The following is a 13,326-nucleotide window of genomic DNA, read 5'->3' as shown; positions in this document are numbered from 1 at the left end:
CGCTGGTCGCGCAGCTGGATCGAACGCTCGCCGATCACCACCGCGATCAGCCGGCGGTCGCCGCGTTTGGCGGAGGCGGCGAGCGCGAACCCGGCCTCCGCGGTATAGCCGGTCTTGATGCCGTCGGCGCCGGGATAGGCGCCGAGCAGGTGATTGTGGTTCTGCACGCGGCGCCCCGCCCAGCTGAACGATCGCGTGGCGAACACCGCATACCGGCCCGGATGGTCGCGCAGCAGCGCCAGCGACAGCCGCGCGATATCCTGCGCGGTGGTCAGGTTCGCACCCGGTAGGCCGGTCGAATTGGTGAAGGACGTGTCCTCCAGCCCCAGCGCACGCGCCTTTGCGGTCATCATCCGGGCGAATCGATCCTCGGTCCCGCCCACCGCCTCGGCCAGCGCCACGGCGACGTCGTTGGCGGACACGACCGCGATCGCGCGGATCGCCTGGTCGACGGTCATCGTCGCGCCGGGACGAAAACCGATCCGCGACGGCTTCTGGCTGGCCGCATAACGCGAGATGGTGATCGAATCGTCGAGGCGCAGCTTGCCCGCGTCGAGCGCGTCGAAGGTGAGGAACAGCGTCATCATCTTCGTCAGCGACGCCGGCCGCCGGACGATCCCGGCGTTTTCGGCATAGAGGATGCTGCCGTCGCGCGCGTCCATCAGCAGCGCGGACACCGGGCGGGTGACCGCGCCCGCCGGCCATGCGGCGCCCAGCGCCCCCAGCAGCAGCGCGGCGCCGCACAGGCGATACGCCGTGCGCCGGGTCACGATCGTCATGTCGGGGCCGTCCGGGATTACTGGTCGGCCTGGTCGTTGCCGGCCGGCGCCTCGTCGCGCGACACGCGCGCGGTCATGCCGGTCGCGTCCGCGTCCTCCAGCATCTGCGCGTCGGGCGCGGTCGGCGCCTCGGGCGGCGGCGCGATCGCCACCGCATTGGCATCGATCGCATTCGTCTCGACCGGCGCCGGTTCGTCTGAGGGCGGCGCGACGGGGGTCACGTCCTCCACCGGGGTCGCCTCCGCCATGTTCTCCGCCTCGGGCGCCTGTTCGGGCCCGGAGCGCGAACAGGCCGCCAGCATCAGCAATCCCGCGGCCAGTGCGGCCGCGGCCTTCATCGTCGGATAACGCATCTCGTCCCCCCTTCTATCGTGCCGCGACCATCTGGCTCGCGGTGCGCGCCTCGATCTTCGCGGCCAAGGTTGCATCCCATTGATAGGGATCGTCGCGGAAATTCATCTGGCCGTTGCCGCTCGCGAACGCGGTCCAGTAGAGCAGGTAGACCGCGACCGGCTTGGTCAGGCGCGCCCGCACCGTATTGCCCTTGTCGACCGCGGCCGCGATCCCCTCCGGCGTCCAGGCGGGATCGCCCTTCAGCAGCAGCTCGGCGAGGTCGGCGGGCTTTTCCAGCCGTACGCAGCCATGGCTGGCGAGCCGGCTGAAGCTCGCGAACTTCGCGCGCGACGGCGTGTCGTGGAGATAGACCGCAAAGGCATTGTCGAAATCGAACTTGTACCGGCCGAGCGCGCTCTGGTCGCCCGCCGCCTGTTGCAGCCGGGTGCCGTCGATCACCCGGAACCCGTTGCGACGCAGATAGCCGGGGCTCTTCTTTTCCTTCGGCCACAGCTCCTTGGTCGCGATCGACGTCGGCACGTTCCACGGCGGGTTGATGACGACGCTGTGGATGGTGGACGACAGCATCGGCGTCTCGTCGCCCGGCCGCCCGGTCACCGCGCGCATCGACATCACCGGCTGGTCGCCGTCGAACACGGTCAGCACCGCGGCGGCGATGTTGACCTGGATCCGGTCGCGCGGCAGCTGCTGCGGCAGCCAGCGCCAGCGTTCCATATTCGCCATGATCTGGCGCACCCGCGCGGTCGCCGGCACGTTGAGCGCGGCGAGCGTCTGCGTCGAGACGATGCCGGTCGGGTTGAGACCGTAGCGCCGCTGCGCGCGGCGCACCGCCTCGACCAGCTTCAGGTCGTAGGCACCGCTGGTGGCGACGTCCGGGTCCTCGACCGCCAGGCGCTTGCGCAGCGCCGCCACCCGCACCCCGGTGGCGCCCATGCCGAGATCCGGCCCCGCGGCCAGTTGCGCCCAGCCGCCGTCGGCGGCGATGCCGCGATAGCGCGCCAGCCCCGCCTTCAGCCCGTCATAGCCCGAATAGGGCGGCGGCAGCGCCGCGAACCAGGCGGTGATCCGGTCGCGCCGGACCGCGTCGGTGAACCCCGGCAGCGGATCGAATACGGGCGGCCGCAGCCCCCAGTCGCGCTGGAAGTCCGACTCCGCGAGCCGACCGGCATGGACCGCACGGGCATGGTCGAGCGCGTCCCGGACCAGCTGGTCGCGCGCCGCCGCATCCATCGGCCGCGGCGTGGCGAGCGCCAGCCCCTGCGTCGTCGTGTCCTTCGCCAGCAGGGCGGCAAGCTGCGTCGCCTGCGCCTCGCTGATCTGCGGCAGCGGCAGGGTGGGCGTCACCACCGGGGGCGTCACCGCGACCTGCGGCACCGCCGAAGGGGGCACCGGCACCTGCGTCACCTGCGCCGCGGCCGGCATCGCCGGCAGGAGCAGGGCGATCGTCGCCACCGTCGCTATGCTTCGTGTCATGCTGTTTCCCATGGGCGACCCGGCTCGATCATCCGCCGGGCCTTCGCACCGTCCGCCTCGCTCTAGGCTGAACGGATGGGTGCTGACTACCTTTCGCGGCGGGATTTTTTGCGTCCGCCCGCTCCGGCGACGCGACGGATCAATAGCCGGCGTAGTCGCTGAACTTGGTGATCGTGGGGTCGAACTTCAGCACCACCTTGCCGGTCGCGCCGTGGCGCTGCTTGGCGACGATCATCTCGGCGAGGCCATAGACGCGTTCCATGTCGCTCGCCCATTTGGCGTGATCCTCGAAGATCTTGGCCTCGTCGCCCTCCATCGGGCGCTTGGGCTCGCGCTGCGCGGTGTAATAATCCTCGCGGAACACGAACCAGACCATGTCCGCGTCCTGCTCGATCGAGCCCGATTCGCGCAGGTCCGACAGCATCGGGCGCTTGTCCTCGCGGCTTTCGACCGCGCGGCTGAGCTGCGACAGCGCCAGCACGGGGACGTTCATGTCCTTGGCCAGCGTCTTCAACCCGCGCGAGATTTCCGAGATTTCCTGGACGCGGTTCTCCTTCGACCCCTTGCCGCCCGCGGTAAGCAGCTGGAGATAGTCGACCACGACCAGCCCGATCTGATTGTTGTGGCGGCGTTGCAGGCGGCGCACGCGGGTGTGCAGCGCGCTGATCGACAGGCCGCCGGTATCGTCGATGAACAGCGGCAGATTCTCCAGCTCCGCCGCCGCCGCGGCGAGCTGCGCGAATTCCGCCTTGCTGATCTTGCCCATGCGCAAGCTTTCGGAGCTGATCTGCGACTGTTCGGCGAGGATGCGGGTGGCGAGCTGGTCGGCGCTCATCTCGAGGCTGAAGAACACGACCTTCGCGCCGACCGATTCGGACGGCGGGATGCCGTCCGCCATGTCGCGCATCCAGCGCCGCGCCGCGTTGAACGCGATATTGGTGGCGAGCGAGGTCTTGCCCATGCCGGGGCGGCCGGCGAGGATCATCAGATCCGAATGGTGCATGCCGCCGATCTTGGCGTTGACGCTGTCGAGCCCGGTGGTGACGCCCGACAGGTTGCCGCCCGAATTGAGCGCGCGCTCGGCCATCTTGACCGCCATCGTCGTCGCCTGCGCGAAGCTCTTGGTCGCGTTCTCGGCGCCGCCGTCGCCGGCGACCTTGTACAATTCCTCCTCGGCCGCCTCGATCTGCGCGCGCGGATTGACCTCTTCCGACGTGTCCATCGCGCGCTCGACCAGCGTCCGCCCGACGCTGACCAGCGCGCGCAGCATGGCGAGGTCGTAGATCTGCGTCGCGAACTGGCGCGCGCCGATCAGGCCCGCACCCGACCCGGTCAGGCTGGCGAGATAGGACGGACCGCCGAGCTCGCGCATCCCCTCGTCCGCCTCGAACATCGGGCGCAGCGTCACCGGCGTCGCCAGCATGTCGTTGGCGCGCAGCGTCTTTATCGCGGCAAAGATGCGCCCGTGGACGGGTTCGAAAAAGTGCACCGGCTCCAGCCGGTCGACGAGGTCGTCGGCGAGTCGGTTGTCGATCATCATCGCGCCGAGCATCGCCGCCTCCGCCTCGACATTGCGGGGCAGCTGCATGGGTTCGGCGGGAGCCGCCGGAGTCGGGAATGCGAGAGTGGCCATGCCCGCCGCTATACCGCCTCCACGCCGCCGCCGACAAACTCGGAATTGTCGTGGACCGCCGCGCCCTATATCGGACGACGATGGCCGACCCCCGGATCATCGACATCACGCTCGACGAGCACAGCATCGGCTGGCGCTCGGCCGATGTCGAGCAGGAGCGGCGGATCGCGATCTTCGACCTGCTGGAGGGCAATCATTTCGCGCCGCAGCGCGTCCATCCCGACGGCTATGCCGGTCCCTATCGCATCACGCTCGAATCGGCGGGGGGGCGGCTGGGCATCCACATCCACCGCGACGACGGTAGCCATCTGGAAACGCTGGTGCTCGCGCTCGGGCGGTTCCGCCGGCCGATCAAGGACTATTTCGCGATTTGCGATAGTTACTATCAGGCGATACGGGCCTCCACCCCGCAACAGATCGAAACCGTCGATATGGCCCGTCGCGCCGTCCACAATGATGCCGCCGAACTGCTGCGCGAACGGCTCGACGGCAAGATCGCGGTCGATTTCGACACCGCGCGGCGGCTGTTCACGCTGATCTGCGTGCTGCACCTGCGCGGCTGATGGCATATGGACTGTTCAAGCCCGCCGCCTTGCTGGTCGGCGCGGGGCTGCTCGGCATCGCGGGCTGGAGCGTGGCGACCGGCTGGCATCCGCCGGTCGCGCGCTATCCGTTGCAGGGGATCGACCTGGGCGAGAACCCCGGCGCGGTCGAATGGGGCACGGTGCGGGCGCGGGGCGCGGATTTCGCCTATCTCGTCGCGACCTCCGGCGCCGACCGCCGCGATCCGGCGTTCGAGGCGAACTGGTCGAGCGTGCCCGAAGCCGGGCTGCGGCGCGGCGCCGTCCACCTGTTCTCGCTGTGTCAGCGCGCGGCGGACCAGGCCGATGCGTTCAACGCCTTCGTGCCCCGCAACGCCGACGCGTTGCCCGCCGCGATCGACGTCAGCTACCGCGACGACTGCACCGCCCGTCCGGATCGCGACGCCCTGATCCGCGAGCTCCGGACGTTCATCCGCATGGTCGAGACGCATGCCCGCAAGCCGGTGCTGCTGCGGCTGACCCGCGCGGTGGACGACGATTACCGTCTGTCCGCGGCGATCGACCGGCCGGTCTGGGCGATCGCCGATTTCCTCAAGCCCGATTATGCCGCGCATCCGTGGCGGATGTGGCGGGCGAGCCATATCCGCCGCATCGACGGTATCGAAGGCCCCGTGAACTGGAACGTCGTCGCACCATGACCCAAGACCCCGTCCGCCTGATCGCCGCCGCCCGCGAGGCCGCAACGCGCGCGCACGCCCCCTATTCGCGCTTCGCAGTGGGTGCGGCGCTACTGATGACCGACGGCAGCATCGTCACCGGCGCCAATGTCGAGAACGCCAGCTACGGCCTGTCGCTGTGCGCGGAGACGGTCGCCATCGCCACCGCGAGCGCCGCGGGGCGGCTGCGCGAGGTGGTCGCGGTCGGGGTGATCGGCGGGGCGATGGACGCCGACGGGCGCGCCACCGGCACCGCGCCGGTAAGCCCGTGCGGCCGCTGTCGCCAGGTGCTCAACGAGGCCGCGCAGATGGGTGGCCGCGATCTCGACGTCCATTGCGGCGCCGCCGAGGGCGACGCCATCGCCAGCTACCGCCTGTCCGAGCTGTTGCCGCAGGCGTTCGGTCCAGCCGATCTCGGCATCGGCTAGAGGCCCAACGCCCGGGATCAGCGGCGGACGCGGCGGCGGACGATCCGCCGGGCGACCGGCGCGGGCTCGTCGAAGATCTCGGTGGTCGTGGTGGTGGTCACCGCCGGCGCGGTCTGGACGACGACGGTCGTCGTCGCGGCGCCGGGCGGCAGGTAGCCGGGCGGGGCATAGCCGCCCCCCGTCGTGGTCGTGACCGTCGTCAGGCCGTCCGCCGACCGCCATGCGGCGCCTCCGCCGACATATCCCGGCGGAGGCGGCGGGGCATATTCGGGCGCGACCGGCACCGTGTAGCGGCGGCCCCGTTCGCGCAGCGGCGGCGCGAGGCCCTCCGCCTCGTCGCGCCGGGTCAAGCGCGCGTCCTCGTACGGGGCCTCGTCGCCCGGGTCGGCGTCGGCGACGACGGGCTCCGCCGCACGGTATCGCTCGCCGCGCCGGTCCCAATCGACGTCGAAGCGCGTGTCGAACACCGATCCGCGTGCATCGACCAGCACCGCATCGTCATAATAGCGGACCCAGCGATAGCCGGGCAGCGGCGGCGTCAGGCCATAGGCGCGGTAATCGGTCACGACGAACCGGGCGCCGATCCACGCGGGCGGCAGGGCGTAGCCGCGGTACGGGCGGCGATAGGCACTCCAGTCGCCCGGTGCGGCGGTCCTGCCCGACGGGCGGTCGTCGCTCGTCATGGCGACCGGAGCGGCTGCGGGCGCGGCGACCGGCGCGCGGGCGCCGACGGGACGCTGCCAGCTCTGCGGTTGCCATGGCCGGCGATCGCCCCCGCGCCGCGCGGTGGGGACCGGCGGCGGCGCGTCGAAGGTCGTGCCGGGGCGCGTCGCATCCGCGCCGTCGACGCGTTGTCGTGCACCGGCATCGCCGGCGACGGCGAGCGCCAGCACGGCCACCGCGATCGTCACGCTACGCATCCTCGTCTCCCCGGTACCGCCGCGCCGTTCCCCTTGCGTCGACGGGCGGGATGATCGTGCCGCCGCTGGTATCACCTGCCCCCGGCACCCGCCAGACCGACGCCCCGCCCCGGCCTGTCCCGATTCGGATCAGCCGAGGCGATCGGCGAGCAGCGCCGCCAGCGCCTCGCATCCCGTCGCGTCGTCGGCATCGAACCGCGCGGGCTCGGGACTGTCGAGGTCGAGCACGCCGATCAGCCGGTCGCCACGGACGATCGGCACCACCAGTTCCGACCGGCTCGCCGCGTCGCAGGCGATATGCCCCGGAAAGGCATGGACGTCCTCGACCCGCTGGGTCGTCCGCGTCGCCGCGGCGGTGCCGCACACGCCCTTGCCGATCGGGATGCGGATGCACGCCGCCTTGCCCTGGAACGGCCCCAGCACCAGTTCGTCGTCGACCAGCCGGTAGAAGCCCGCCCAGTTGAGATCGGGCAGATATTGCCAGACGAGCGCGGCGGCATTGGCCATGTTGGCGATGGCGTCGGGCTCGTCCGCGGTCAGCGCGTCGAGCGCGGACAGCAGGTCGCGGTACAGGTCGGCCTTCGAGCCGGCGGCGATGTCGAACTGATGCATGGCGCGCGATGTAGGCGCGCGGGGGCCGTCAATCCAGCCGGACGCGGCCGCGGCCCGCCTTGATGCTGCTGCGCCCCTTCTTCTCGTCGACGCGCTTCGCCTTCGCCGACCGGCTCGGCTTGGTCGGGCGGCGCTTCTTGGGAACGATCGTCGCGTCCTGGATCAGCGCGACGAGCCGCTCGCGCACCTCGCGCCGGTTCATCTCCTGCGACCGGTTGCTTTCGCCGCGCAGCGTCAGCACGCCGTCCTTGCTGAGCCGCGAGCCCGCAAGCACCGACAGCCGCTGCTTGACCAGATCGGGCAGGCCGGGCGATCCCCACACGTCGAACCGCAGCATCACCGCGCTGTCGGTGGTGTTGACGTGCTGCCCGCCCGGGCCCGACGCGCGGGTGAAGCTTTCCTCGATCTCGCGCTCGTCGATCGCGATCGATCGCGTCACCTGGATCAGCGGCATGTCCGCGCCGCGCCGGTCAGGCCGGTCCGGCCGACGCGATCCCGGGCCAGACGCCGAACCGTTCGGGCAGCGGCGCCTCGGCGACGATCGGGTCCTTGCCGGCGCGCGGCACCGTCAGCGCCGCCGCGTGCAGCATCATCCCACCCGGCTCGCCCGCGCCGTACTGCGGGTCGCCGACCACGGGCAGGCCGAGCCCGGTCGCGGCATGGACGCGGATCTGGTGCGTCCGCCCGGTCGCGGGGCGCAATTCGACCAGCGACCGGCCGTCGCGCGTCGCGACCAGGCGCCATGCGGTGCGTGCCGCCTTGCCCTGCGGATCGCCGACGATGCGCCAGCCCGCCTCGCGGGTGCTGACCTTGCCCAGCGCCAGGTCGATCTCGCCTTCGGTGTCGGCAGGAATGCCCGCCAGGATCGCGAGATAGCGCTTTTCCACCTCGCCGCGCTCGAACGCCTGTTGGAAACGCGCGTGCGCCTTGGGATTGCGCGACAGCAACAGGCATCCGCTGGTATCGCGGTCGAGCCGGTGCACCGCCGTCGGCCAGCGCTGGAAGCCGAACTTCAGCGATTCGAGGTGGTTCTCCAGACTGAGGGAGCCGTCGCGCGGTTTGTCGACCGGCAAGCCGGCGGGCTTGTCGATGACCAGAGCCTCGCCGTCGATGAACAATACGCGGTCGCCATGCATGCGAAACGCCTTGCCACTCCGCGTCCCTTCGCGCCAGAGGCTCGGCGCATGCGCATTCCCGTCGTGTTCCTTGCCGCCATCGCCGCGGGCGCGCCGATGCAGGTGCAGGCGCAGGTCTGCGCCGGTGCCGCCGCCAGCATGGCGAGCAACGGCCGCGTCTACGGGCATCTGTCCTATGGCGACGCCGCGCCGGACGATCTGGTCTCCGCGCCCGCGGGCTTCGCGCTCACCGGCTGTCTGGTGCGGCGTGACATGATCCCCGACCTCGAACGCCTGCTCGCCGCCGCCCGCGGCGATGCGGCGGTGATGGGGGAATTGCGCGGCCTGTCGTGCCATCGCTCGATCCTCCGCCAGGCGAGCGTCTTCTGCCGCGAGCGGCCCGGCGGCGGTGGCGGCGATCCCGATGCCGCGCGCGCGATGTCGGTCGCGCCGCCGGGCCATAGCGAGCATTCGACCGGCTATGCGCTCGACTTCGCGATCCGCCCGGCAAACGGCTGTCCGGATGCGGAGGCCTGCATGGCCGCGACCCCGGCGGCGCGCTGGCTGGTCGCGAACGCGCCGCGCTTCGGCTTCGAAATGTCGTTCCCCGGCGGCAACCGGCAGCAGGTGAAGTGGGAACCGTGGCACTGGCGCTGGGTCGGCACCAGCGCGCGTGCGCCGGGCGCGGCGCGCGCGCGCTTCGTGTTCGCCAGGGCGCGCGACCAGTTCCCCGCCGACCCCGCGGTCGATCCGGTCGCGACGATCGCGACGGTGACCCCGGTGGCCTTCGTCGCCGTGCCCCGCTGGATCGCGCCGAAGCCCGCAAAGGCGAAGCGCCGCCGCTAGCGTTCGAAACGACGATGGCATGCCGCGCGGATTGCGCTATCCTGCCACGACAGAAGCCGAGCCATGTTCGTGGACTTCCGCAATCAATTTCCGCCGCCGCCATGGCAGCCCGAACCCGAACCCGCGCGCCGGCCACCGCTGACCCCGCGCCAGCGCAAGGCGGTGGAGGCCATCGCCGCCTTCAACATCGTCATGCTGCTCTGCGCGCCCCTGGCGGGCGCGACGGTGCTGCAGGGCGTCGCCGCGGTGTTCCGCTGATCGGGCTATTGGCGGATATACCGGAAATACCAGACTGTCCGCGTCTATGCTTTTGCGTCGCACACGTGCGATCCGCTGCAGCCAAGGCAGCACCAGCTTTCCAGGATTACTGTTCCGGCCCAACACTAAGTCCGCTGACGGGCGTACGGGTTCGATGGAGGTAGGCATCGAACATCGGAACGGTAAACGCTGTATCACCATGAGCAGGCGAGAAAATCATGCCCTTTTTTATGAGCGAACTACGGACTGGGGCGATACTTTCGACCTTTACGGCAAGCCTGCTTGCGATATCTCCCGACCGATGCGGGCCCGGTCCTAGGTCAGCCATGGCGAACAGGTAGTCTTTCTCGCGTGGCGTTAATCGATCGAAGCGCACACGAAAAAAGCTTTCGTCGAGACTTTTTAGCGCTCCGTTGGTTGCGGCTTCGACATCGTCTTTGGTTATCGGTGATGCCGCGGCGCTGTTCCAACTCTGGTAGCCCCACTCCTGTAAGAAATACGGATAGCCCTCAGTTAGTTGAATGGCGCGCTCCAGAGCATCGGGTTCAATCGCGACCCCTTCGCGTTCGGCAGGATGCAAGAGGGCCGAGCATGCGTCGTCGAAGGCTAGCGGCCCCACCTCCGGATAGTCGAATAAGCGCTCTGCGTAAGACTTCGAGCGCCCCGCCAAACCGACTAATTGTGGAAGCCCCGCACCGATGAGTACCAAAAGGAGACGTTTTTGAGCAACCCGATGAAGGGCCATTATCAAGGCACTGAATTCTTGCTCTCGAACGTACTGCACCTCATCTATTACGATGACGACGACACGATTGCGCGCCTTGGCCGCTTCGCCAACAGCCTCAAATAGGTCGGGTAGATCCGACTCGATATCCCCGCTGTCGGCGATTCCTCTGACGCTGTGTGCGTCAAGACCGAGTTCCAGCTCGCCGACGTTTACACGAACTGCCGAGGCAAAACCCTTAAGGATCATCAATCCTCGCTTTACGGCGGCTTCCACCCGCTCTTTCGTATCGAGCTGAAGCAGTATCCGCCGTAACACAGGGATCAATAGCTCAGGAAGTGACTTGTCCTCGGGCGTCTCTAGTTGAGCCGTAAGGCAGCCCATCTCATCGGCAATTTCCTGTATCTTGTTAAGGAGGACCGTCTTGCCAACACCTCGTAGACCAACCAACATGAAGCTCTTGGCGGGATTGCCTCGAGCTACCCGGCCGAGAGTGATGCGCGTGCGTCCCAGAATCGCGTCGCGACCAGCGAGTTCTGGTGGCTCCGTTCCCGCACCGGGAGCAAAAGGGTTGGTGACCGGATCCATATTGACACACCTTAATTCATCTTAGTCGCGCAGACGGTAAGATTGATAACCTCAGCTAAGATCGATAGCAATGGTGGCACTTATTGGGTCACTTTCGGATGTACCGGAAATACCAGACCTCGTGCCCCTGCCGGCGTGCCTTGCGTTCGTAGCGGGTTTCCGGCCAGTCGTCGGGGCGGGTCAGGAAGTCCGCCGGCGTCCGCGCGGTCCAGGCGAAGTCGCGGCGCTGGTTCATCACCATCATCGCCCAGCGGCAATAGGTCGGATCGTCGGTACCGAGCCGGAATTCGCCACCGGGCTTCAGCTTGGCGGCGATCGCGTCGAGCGGGCCGTGATTGACCATCCGGCGCTTGGCGTGGCGCGCCTTGGGCCAGGGATCGGGATGGAGCAGGTAGACCCGCTCTAGGCCGGCGTCGGGCAGCCGCTCGACCACGTCGAGCGCATCGCCCATGTGCAGCCGCACGTTGGCGAGGCCGCCATCGCGGATATGGCCAAGCGCCCCGACGACCCCGTTGAGAAAGGGTTCGCAGCCGATGAAGCCGGTGCCGGGCCGCATCGCCGCCTGTCCGGCCAGATGCTCGCCCGCGCCGAAGCCGATCTCCAGCTCCAGCGGCCGGTCGTCGCCGAACAGCGTCGCGGCATCGAGCGGCCCCGTCTCCGGCACGCTGAGCGGCGCCAGCGTTTCCTCGACGAGTGCGGCCTGGCCGGTGCGCAGCTTGTGGCCCTGACGACGGCCATACAGGCGGCGGATGGCGGCGGGATCGTTCATGGTCGCGCGCCCTAGAGCAGAAGCCCGGACAGGGAAACGCCCGTTTCCGGTTCGCGGGCGGAGCAAAGCGCGCCCGTGGCCCGTTCCCCGTATCGATGACCGATTCCCACCCCGACAGCGGCGACGACGACGACGACCTGAAGGCCGCCGATGCCAAGGACCTGCACCGCACCGTCCGCGAAGCGGGACAGGAGGAGCTGTGCCGGCCGGCGCGCTCGCTGTTCTGGTCGGGACTGGCGGGGGGCCTGGCGATCGCCACGTCGCTGATCGCCGAAGCCGCGCTGCATGCGGCGCTGCCCGCGTCGCCGTGGCGGATGCTGATCGTCGGGCTGGGGTATCCGGTCGGGTTCCTGATCGTGATCCTCGGGCGGATGCAATTGTTCACCGAGAGCACGATCACCGCGATGCTGCCGCTGGTGACGACGCCGTCGCGCTGGGCGCTCGGCCGCACGCTGCGGCTGTGGGGGATCGTGCTCGGCGCCAATCTGATCGGTACGCTGATCGCCGGGTTGGCTCTCGCCGTCGGGGCGCTCGGCAGCGAATCGCTCCGCGATGCCGCGCTGGAAATCTCGACGGGGATCACCGAGCTGTCCGCGGGGCGCACCTTCGTCAACGCGATCCCCGCCGGGTTCATGATCGCGATCCTCGCCTGGTCGCTGCCCAATGCGCGCGAACAGAGCGTGCTGGTGATCGGCATCGTCACCTATGTCGTGACGATCGCCGGGTTCAGCCACTCGATCGTCGGGTCGGCCGAGGCGTTCCTGCTGCTCGGCGCGGGACGCACCGGCCTGTCGCAGACGCTGGGCGGACTGATCGCGCCGGCGGTGCTCGGCAATCTCGTCGGCGGCGCGGGCGTGTTCGCGCTGCTGGCACATGCGCAGGTACGCGGCGAAATGCCGCAGGGAGACGACCGGTGAGCAAGAAGGCCAGGAAGACCGCGAAGAAGGTCGCCAACGCGGACCGCAGGCTGACCCACGACGCGGCGAAGCACCGCGACACGCTGCCGATGCGGATCGCGGGCTTTCTGGGCGAGGCGGCGGACCAGCCGCAGCTCATCACCGCGTCGGTGGGGACGATCGCCGCGGGACTGATCGGGCGCCGCCCCGATCTGGTGCGCGGCGGCGCCCGCATGCTCGCGGCGCATCTGCTGGCCACCGCGGCGAAGACCGCGATCAAGCGTTCGATCGACCGGACGCGCCCTGCCAAGGCGCTGCGCGACGGCGAGCATCGCTTCGCCCCCGGCAGCAGCCACGATCACGAGATGAACTCCTTCCCCTCCGGCCATACCGCGGGCGCGGTCGCCGTGGCGCGCGCGGCGGCGCGCGAAATCGACGGCGCCGCCGCCCCCGCCGCGCTGGGGGTCGGCGCGATCGCCGCGATCCAGCCGGCGGCGGGCAACCACTATCTGTCCGACGTCATCGTCGGCGGCGCGATCGGCTGGCTGGCGGAGGCGGTGGTCGACGCGATGTTCGACCGCGTGGCCGGCGCCGTCACCCGCACGGTGGCCGACCGAGCCGAAAAATAGACCCGAAATGGTGCCCGGTTTACGGTCTGCTCACCAATCGGTGC

17 protein-coding genes are annotated in these 13,326 nt (G+C 69.4%); 7 read left to right on the top strand and 10 right to left on the bottom strand.

The annotated features are described in order from the left end of the window. From LPN01_RS13235 to LPN01_RS13220, 4 genes are all read right to left on the bottom strand, one after another. On the bottom strand, positions 1-779 hold a 779-nt coding region (locus LPN01_RS13235; protein WP_262828885.1), incomplete at its 3' end, for a D-alanyl-D-alanine carboxypeptidase family protein. Positions 780-796: 17 nt separating this feature from the next. Next, a complete protein-coding gene (locus LPN01_RS13230) occupies positions 797-1,132 on the bottom strand; it encodes a hypothetical protein (protein ID WP_262828884.1) in 336 nt (111 codons plus the stop codon). Positions 1,133-1,145: 13 nt separating this feature from the next. Beyond that, on the bottom strand, positions 1,146-2,606 hold the full coding sequence (locus LPN01_RS13225; protein ID WP_262828883.1) for a murein L,D-transpeptidase: 1,461 nt from the start codon (positions 2,604-2,606) through the stop codon (positions 1,146-1,148). Between the two features lie 139 nt (positions 2,607-2,745). Continuing rightward, positions 2,746-4,239, bottom strand: coding sequence for a replicative DNA helicase (locus LPN01_RS13220; RefSeq protein WP_262828882.1), 1,494 nt, complete (start codon positions 4,237-4,239; stop codon positions 2,746-2,748). An 80-nt stretch (positions 4,240-4,319) separates the two neighbouring features. On the opposite strand from LPN01_RS13220, the gene LPN01_RS13215 reads away from it, so the two are divergent. Genes LPN01_RS13215 through LPN01_RS13205 form a run of 3 tightly spaced genes read left to right on the top strand, consistent with a single transcriptional unit; the run spans position 4,320 to position 5,925 of the window. Next, positions 4,320-4,802, top strand: a complete 483-nt coding sequence (locus tag LPN01_RS13215) for a UPF0262 family protein (protein ID WP_262828881.1) — start codon at positions 4,320-4,322, stop codon at positions 4,800-4,802. Next, on the top strand, positions 4,802-5,479 hold the full coding sequence (locus tag LPN01_RS13210; RefSeq protein WP_262828880.1) for a GH25 family lysozyme: 678 nt from the start codon (positions 4,802-4,804) through the stop codon (positions 5,477-5,479). The genes LPN01_RS13215 and LPN01_RS13210 overlap by 1 nt, the downstream gene beginning before the upstream one ends. After that, on the top strand, positions 5,476-5,925 hold the full coding sequence (locus tag LPN01_RS13205; RefSeq protein ID WP_262828879.1) for a cytidine deaminase: 450 nt from the start codon (positions 5,476-5,478) through the stop codon (positions 5,923-5,925). Before LPN01_RS13210 ends, LPN01_RS13205 begins: the two co-directional genes overlap by 4 nt. A 17-nt stretch (positions 5,926-5,942) precedes the next feature. Here the strand turns inward: LPN01_RS13205 and LPN01_RS13200 are convergent, their stop codons facing one another. The 4 genes from LPN01_RS13200 to LPN01_RS13185 all read right to left on the bottom strand — a co-directional run bounded on the left by LPN01_RS13200 (position 5,943) and on the right by LPN01_RS13185 (position 8,593). Further along, the gene (locus tag LPN01_RS13200) at positions 5,943-6,845 is read right to left on the bottom strand and encodes an RcnB family protein (protein WP_262828878.1); all 903 of its coding nucleotides are present in this window, start codon (positions 6,843-6,845) and stop codon (positions 5,943-5,945) included. Positions 6,846-6,974: 129 nt separating this feature from the next. Continuing rightward, a complete protein-coding gene (locus tag LPN01_RS13195) occupies positions 6,975-7,457 on the bottom strand; it encodes a GAF domain-containing protein (RefSeq protein WP_262828877.1) in 483 nt (160 codons plus the stop codon). 28 nt (positions 7,458-7,485) lie between these two features. Beyond that, positions 7,486-7,911: an alternative ribosome rescue aminoacyl-tRNA hydrolase ArfB gene (arfB, locus tag LPN01_RS13190; RefSeq protein WP_262828876.1), complete on the bottom strand. Its 426-nt coding sequence runs from the start codon at positions 7,909-7,911 to the stop codon at positions 7,486-7,488. A gap of 16 nt (positions 7,912-7,927) precedes the next feature. Continuing rightward, positions 7,928-8,593: an RluA family pseudouridine synthase gene (locus tag LPN01_RS13185; protein ID WP_262828875.1), complete on the bottom strand. Its 666-nt coding sequence runs from the start codon at positions 8,591-8,593 to the stop codon at positions 7,928-7,930. 48 nt (positions 8,594-8,641) lie between these two features. On the opposite strand from LPN01_RS13185, the gene LPN01_RS13180 reads away from it, so the two are divergent. Together LPN01_RS13180 and LPN01_RS13175 are read left to right on the top strand one after the other, a co-directional pair. Then, entirely contained in the window at positions 8,642-9,418 is a 777-nt protein-coding gene (locus LPN01_RS13180) for a M15 family metallopeptidase (protein ID WP_262828874.1), read from the top strand. A 63-nt stretch (positions 9,419-9,481) separates the two neighbouring features. Then, complete coding sequence (locus tag LPN01_RS13175) at positions 9,482-9,676, top strand: hypothetical protein (protein WP_262828873.1); 195 nt, start codon at positions 9,482-9,484, stop codon at positions 9,674-9,676. Between the two features lie 106 nt (positions 9,677-9,782). On the opposite strand, the gene LPN01_RS13170 is transcribed toward LPN01_RS13175, so the two are convergent. Beyond that, positions 9,783-10,988: an ATP-binding protein gene (locus LPN01_RS13170; RefSeq protein ID WP_262828872.1), complete on the bottom strand. Its 1,206-nt coding sequence runs from the start codon at positions 10,986-10,988 to the stop codon at positions 9,783-9,785. A gap of 88 nt (positions 10,989-11,076) precedes the next feature. Beyond that, positions 11,077-11,757 carry a tRNA (guanosine(46)-N7)-methyltransferase TrmB gene (trmB, locus tag LPN01_RS13165; RefSeq protein WP_262828871.1) on the bottom strand — a complete coding sequence of 227 codons (681 nt, stop codon included), beginning with the start codon at positions 11,755-11,757 and terminating at the stop codon, positions 11,077-11,079. A 95-nt stretch (positions 11,758-11,852) separates the two neighbouring features. Between trmB and LPN01_RS13160 the strand changes: the two genes are divergently transcribed. Both LPN01_RS13160 and LPN01_RS13155 read left to right on the top strand, forming a co-directional pair. After that, positions 11,853-12,674, top strand: coding sequence for a formate/nitrite transporter family protein (locus LPN01_RS13160; protein WP_262828870.1), 822 nt, complete (start codon positions 11,853-11,855; stop codon positions 12,672-12,674). Further along, a complete protein-coding gene (locus LPN01_RS13155) occupies positions 12,671-13,282 on the top strand; it encodes a phosphatase PAP2 family protein (protein WP_262828869.1) in 612 nt (203 codons plus the stop codon). Before LPN01_RS13160 ends, LPN01_RS13155 begins: the two co-directional genes overlap by 4 nt. The last annotated feature ends 44 nt before the right edge of the window (positions 13,283-13,326 follow it).

The organism is Sphingomonas sp. A2-49 (assembly GCF_025548555.1).
Taxonomy (GTDB): domain Bacteria; phylum Pseudomonadota; class Alphaproteobacteria; order Sphingomonadales; family Sphingomonadaceae; genus Sphingomonas.
The sequence above is the reverse complement of the archived record's forward strand: the minus strand, read 5'-3'. Positions and strand labels throughout refer to the sequence as shown.

What these genes read in the sequence shown, in the direction of transcription:
- LPN01_RS13160 (WP_262828870.1), top strand. Translation starts at nt 11,853, where the DNA reads ATGACCGATTCCCACCCCGACAGCGGCGACGACGACGACGACCTGAAG.
- trmB (WP_262828871.1), bottom strand. Translation starts at nt 11,757, where the DNA reads ATGAACGATCCCGCCGCCATCCGCCGCCTGTATGGCCGTCGTCAGGGC.
- LPN01_RS13215 (WP_262828881.1), top strand. Translation starts at nt 4,320, where the DNA reads ATGGCCGACCCCCGGATCATCGACATCACGCTCGACGAGCACAGCATC.
- LPN01_RS13200 (WP_262828878.1), bottom strand. Translation starts at nt 6,845, where the DNA reads ATGCGTAGCGTGACGATCGCGGTGGCCGTGCTGGCGCTCGCCGTCGCC.
- LPN01_RS13170 (WP_262828872.1), bottom strand. Translation starts at nt 10,988, where the DNA reads ATGGATCCGGTCACCAACCCTTTTGCTCCCGGTGCGGGAACGGAGCCA.
- LPN01_RS13230 (WP_262828884.1), bottom strand. Translation starts at nt 1,132, where the DNA reads ATGCGTTATCCGACGATGAAGGCCGCGGCCGCACTGGCCGCGGGATTG.
- LPN01_RS13180 (WP_262828874.1), top strand. Translation starts at nt 8,642, where the DNA reads ATGCGCATTCCCGTCGTGTTCCTTGCCGCCATCGCCGCGGGCGCGCCG.
- LPN01_RS13205 (WP_262828879.1), top strand. Translation starts at nt 5,476, where the DNA reads ATGACCCAAGACCCCGTCCGCCTGATCGCCGCCGCCCGCGAGGCCGCA.
- LPN01_RS13185 (WP_262828875.1), bottom strand. Translation starts at nt 8,593, where the DNA reads ATGCATGGCGACCGCGTATTGTTCATCGACGGCGAGGCTCTGGTCATC.
- LPN01_RS13175 (WP_262828873.1), top strand. Translation starts at nt 9,482, where the DNA reads ATGTTCGTGGACTTCCGCAATCAATTTCCGCCGCCGCCATGGCAGCCC.
- LPN01_RS13210 (WP_262828880.1), top strand. Translation starts at nt 4,802, where the DNA reads ATGGCATATGGACTGTTCAAGCCCGCCGCCTTGCTGGTCGGCGCGGGG.
- LPN01_RS13195 (WP_262828877.1), bottom strand. Translation starts at nt 7,457, where the DNA reads ATGCATCAGTTCGACATCGCCGCCGGCTCGAAGGCCGACCTGTACCGC.
- arfB (WP_262828876.1), bottom strand. Translation starts at nt 7,911, where the DNA reads ATGCCGCTGATCCAGGTGACGCGATCGATCGCGATCGACGAGCGCGAG.
- LPN01_RS13225 (WP_262828883.1), bottom strand. Translation starts at nt 2,606, where the DNA reads ATGACACGAAGCATAGCGACGGTGGCGACGATCGCCCTGCTCCTGCCG.
- LPN01_RS13220 (WP_262828882.1), bottom strand. Translation starts at nt 4,239, where the DNA reads ATGGCCACTCTCGCATTCCCGACTCCGGCGGCTCCCGCCGAACCCATG.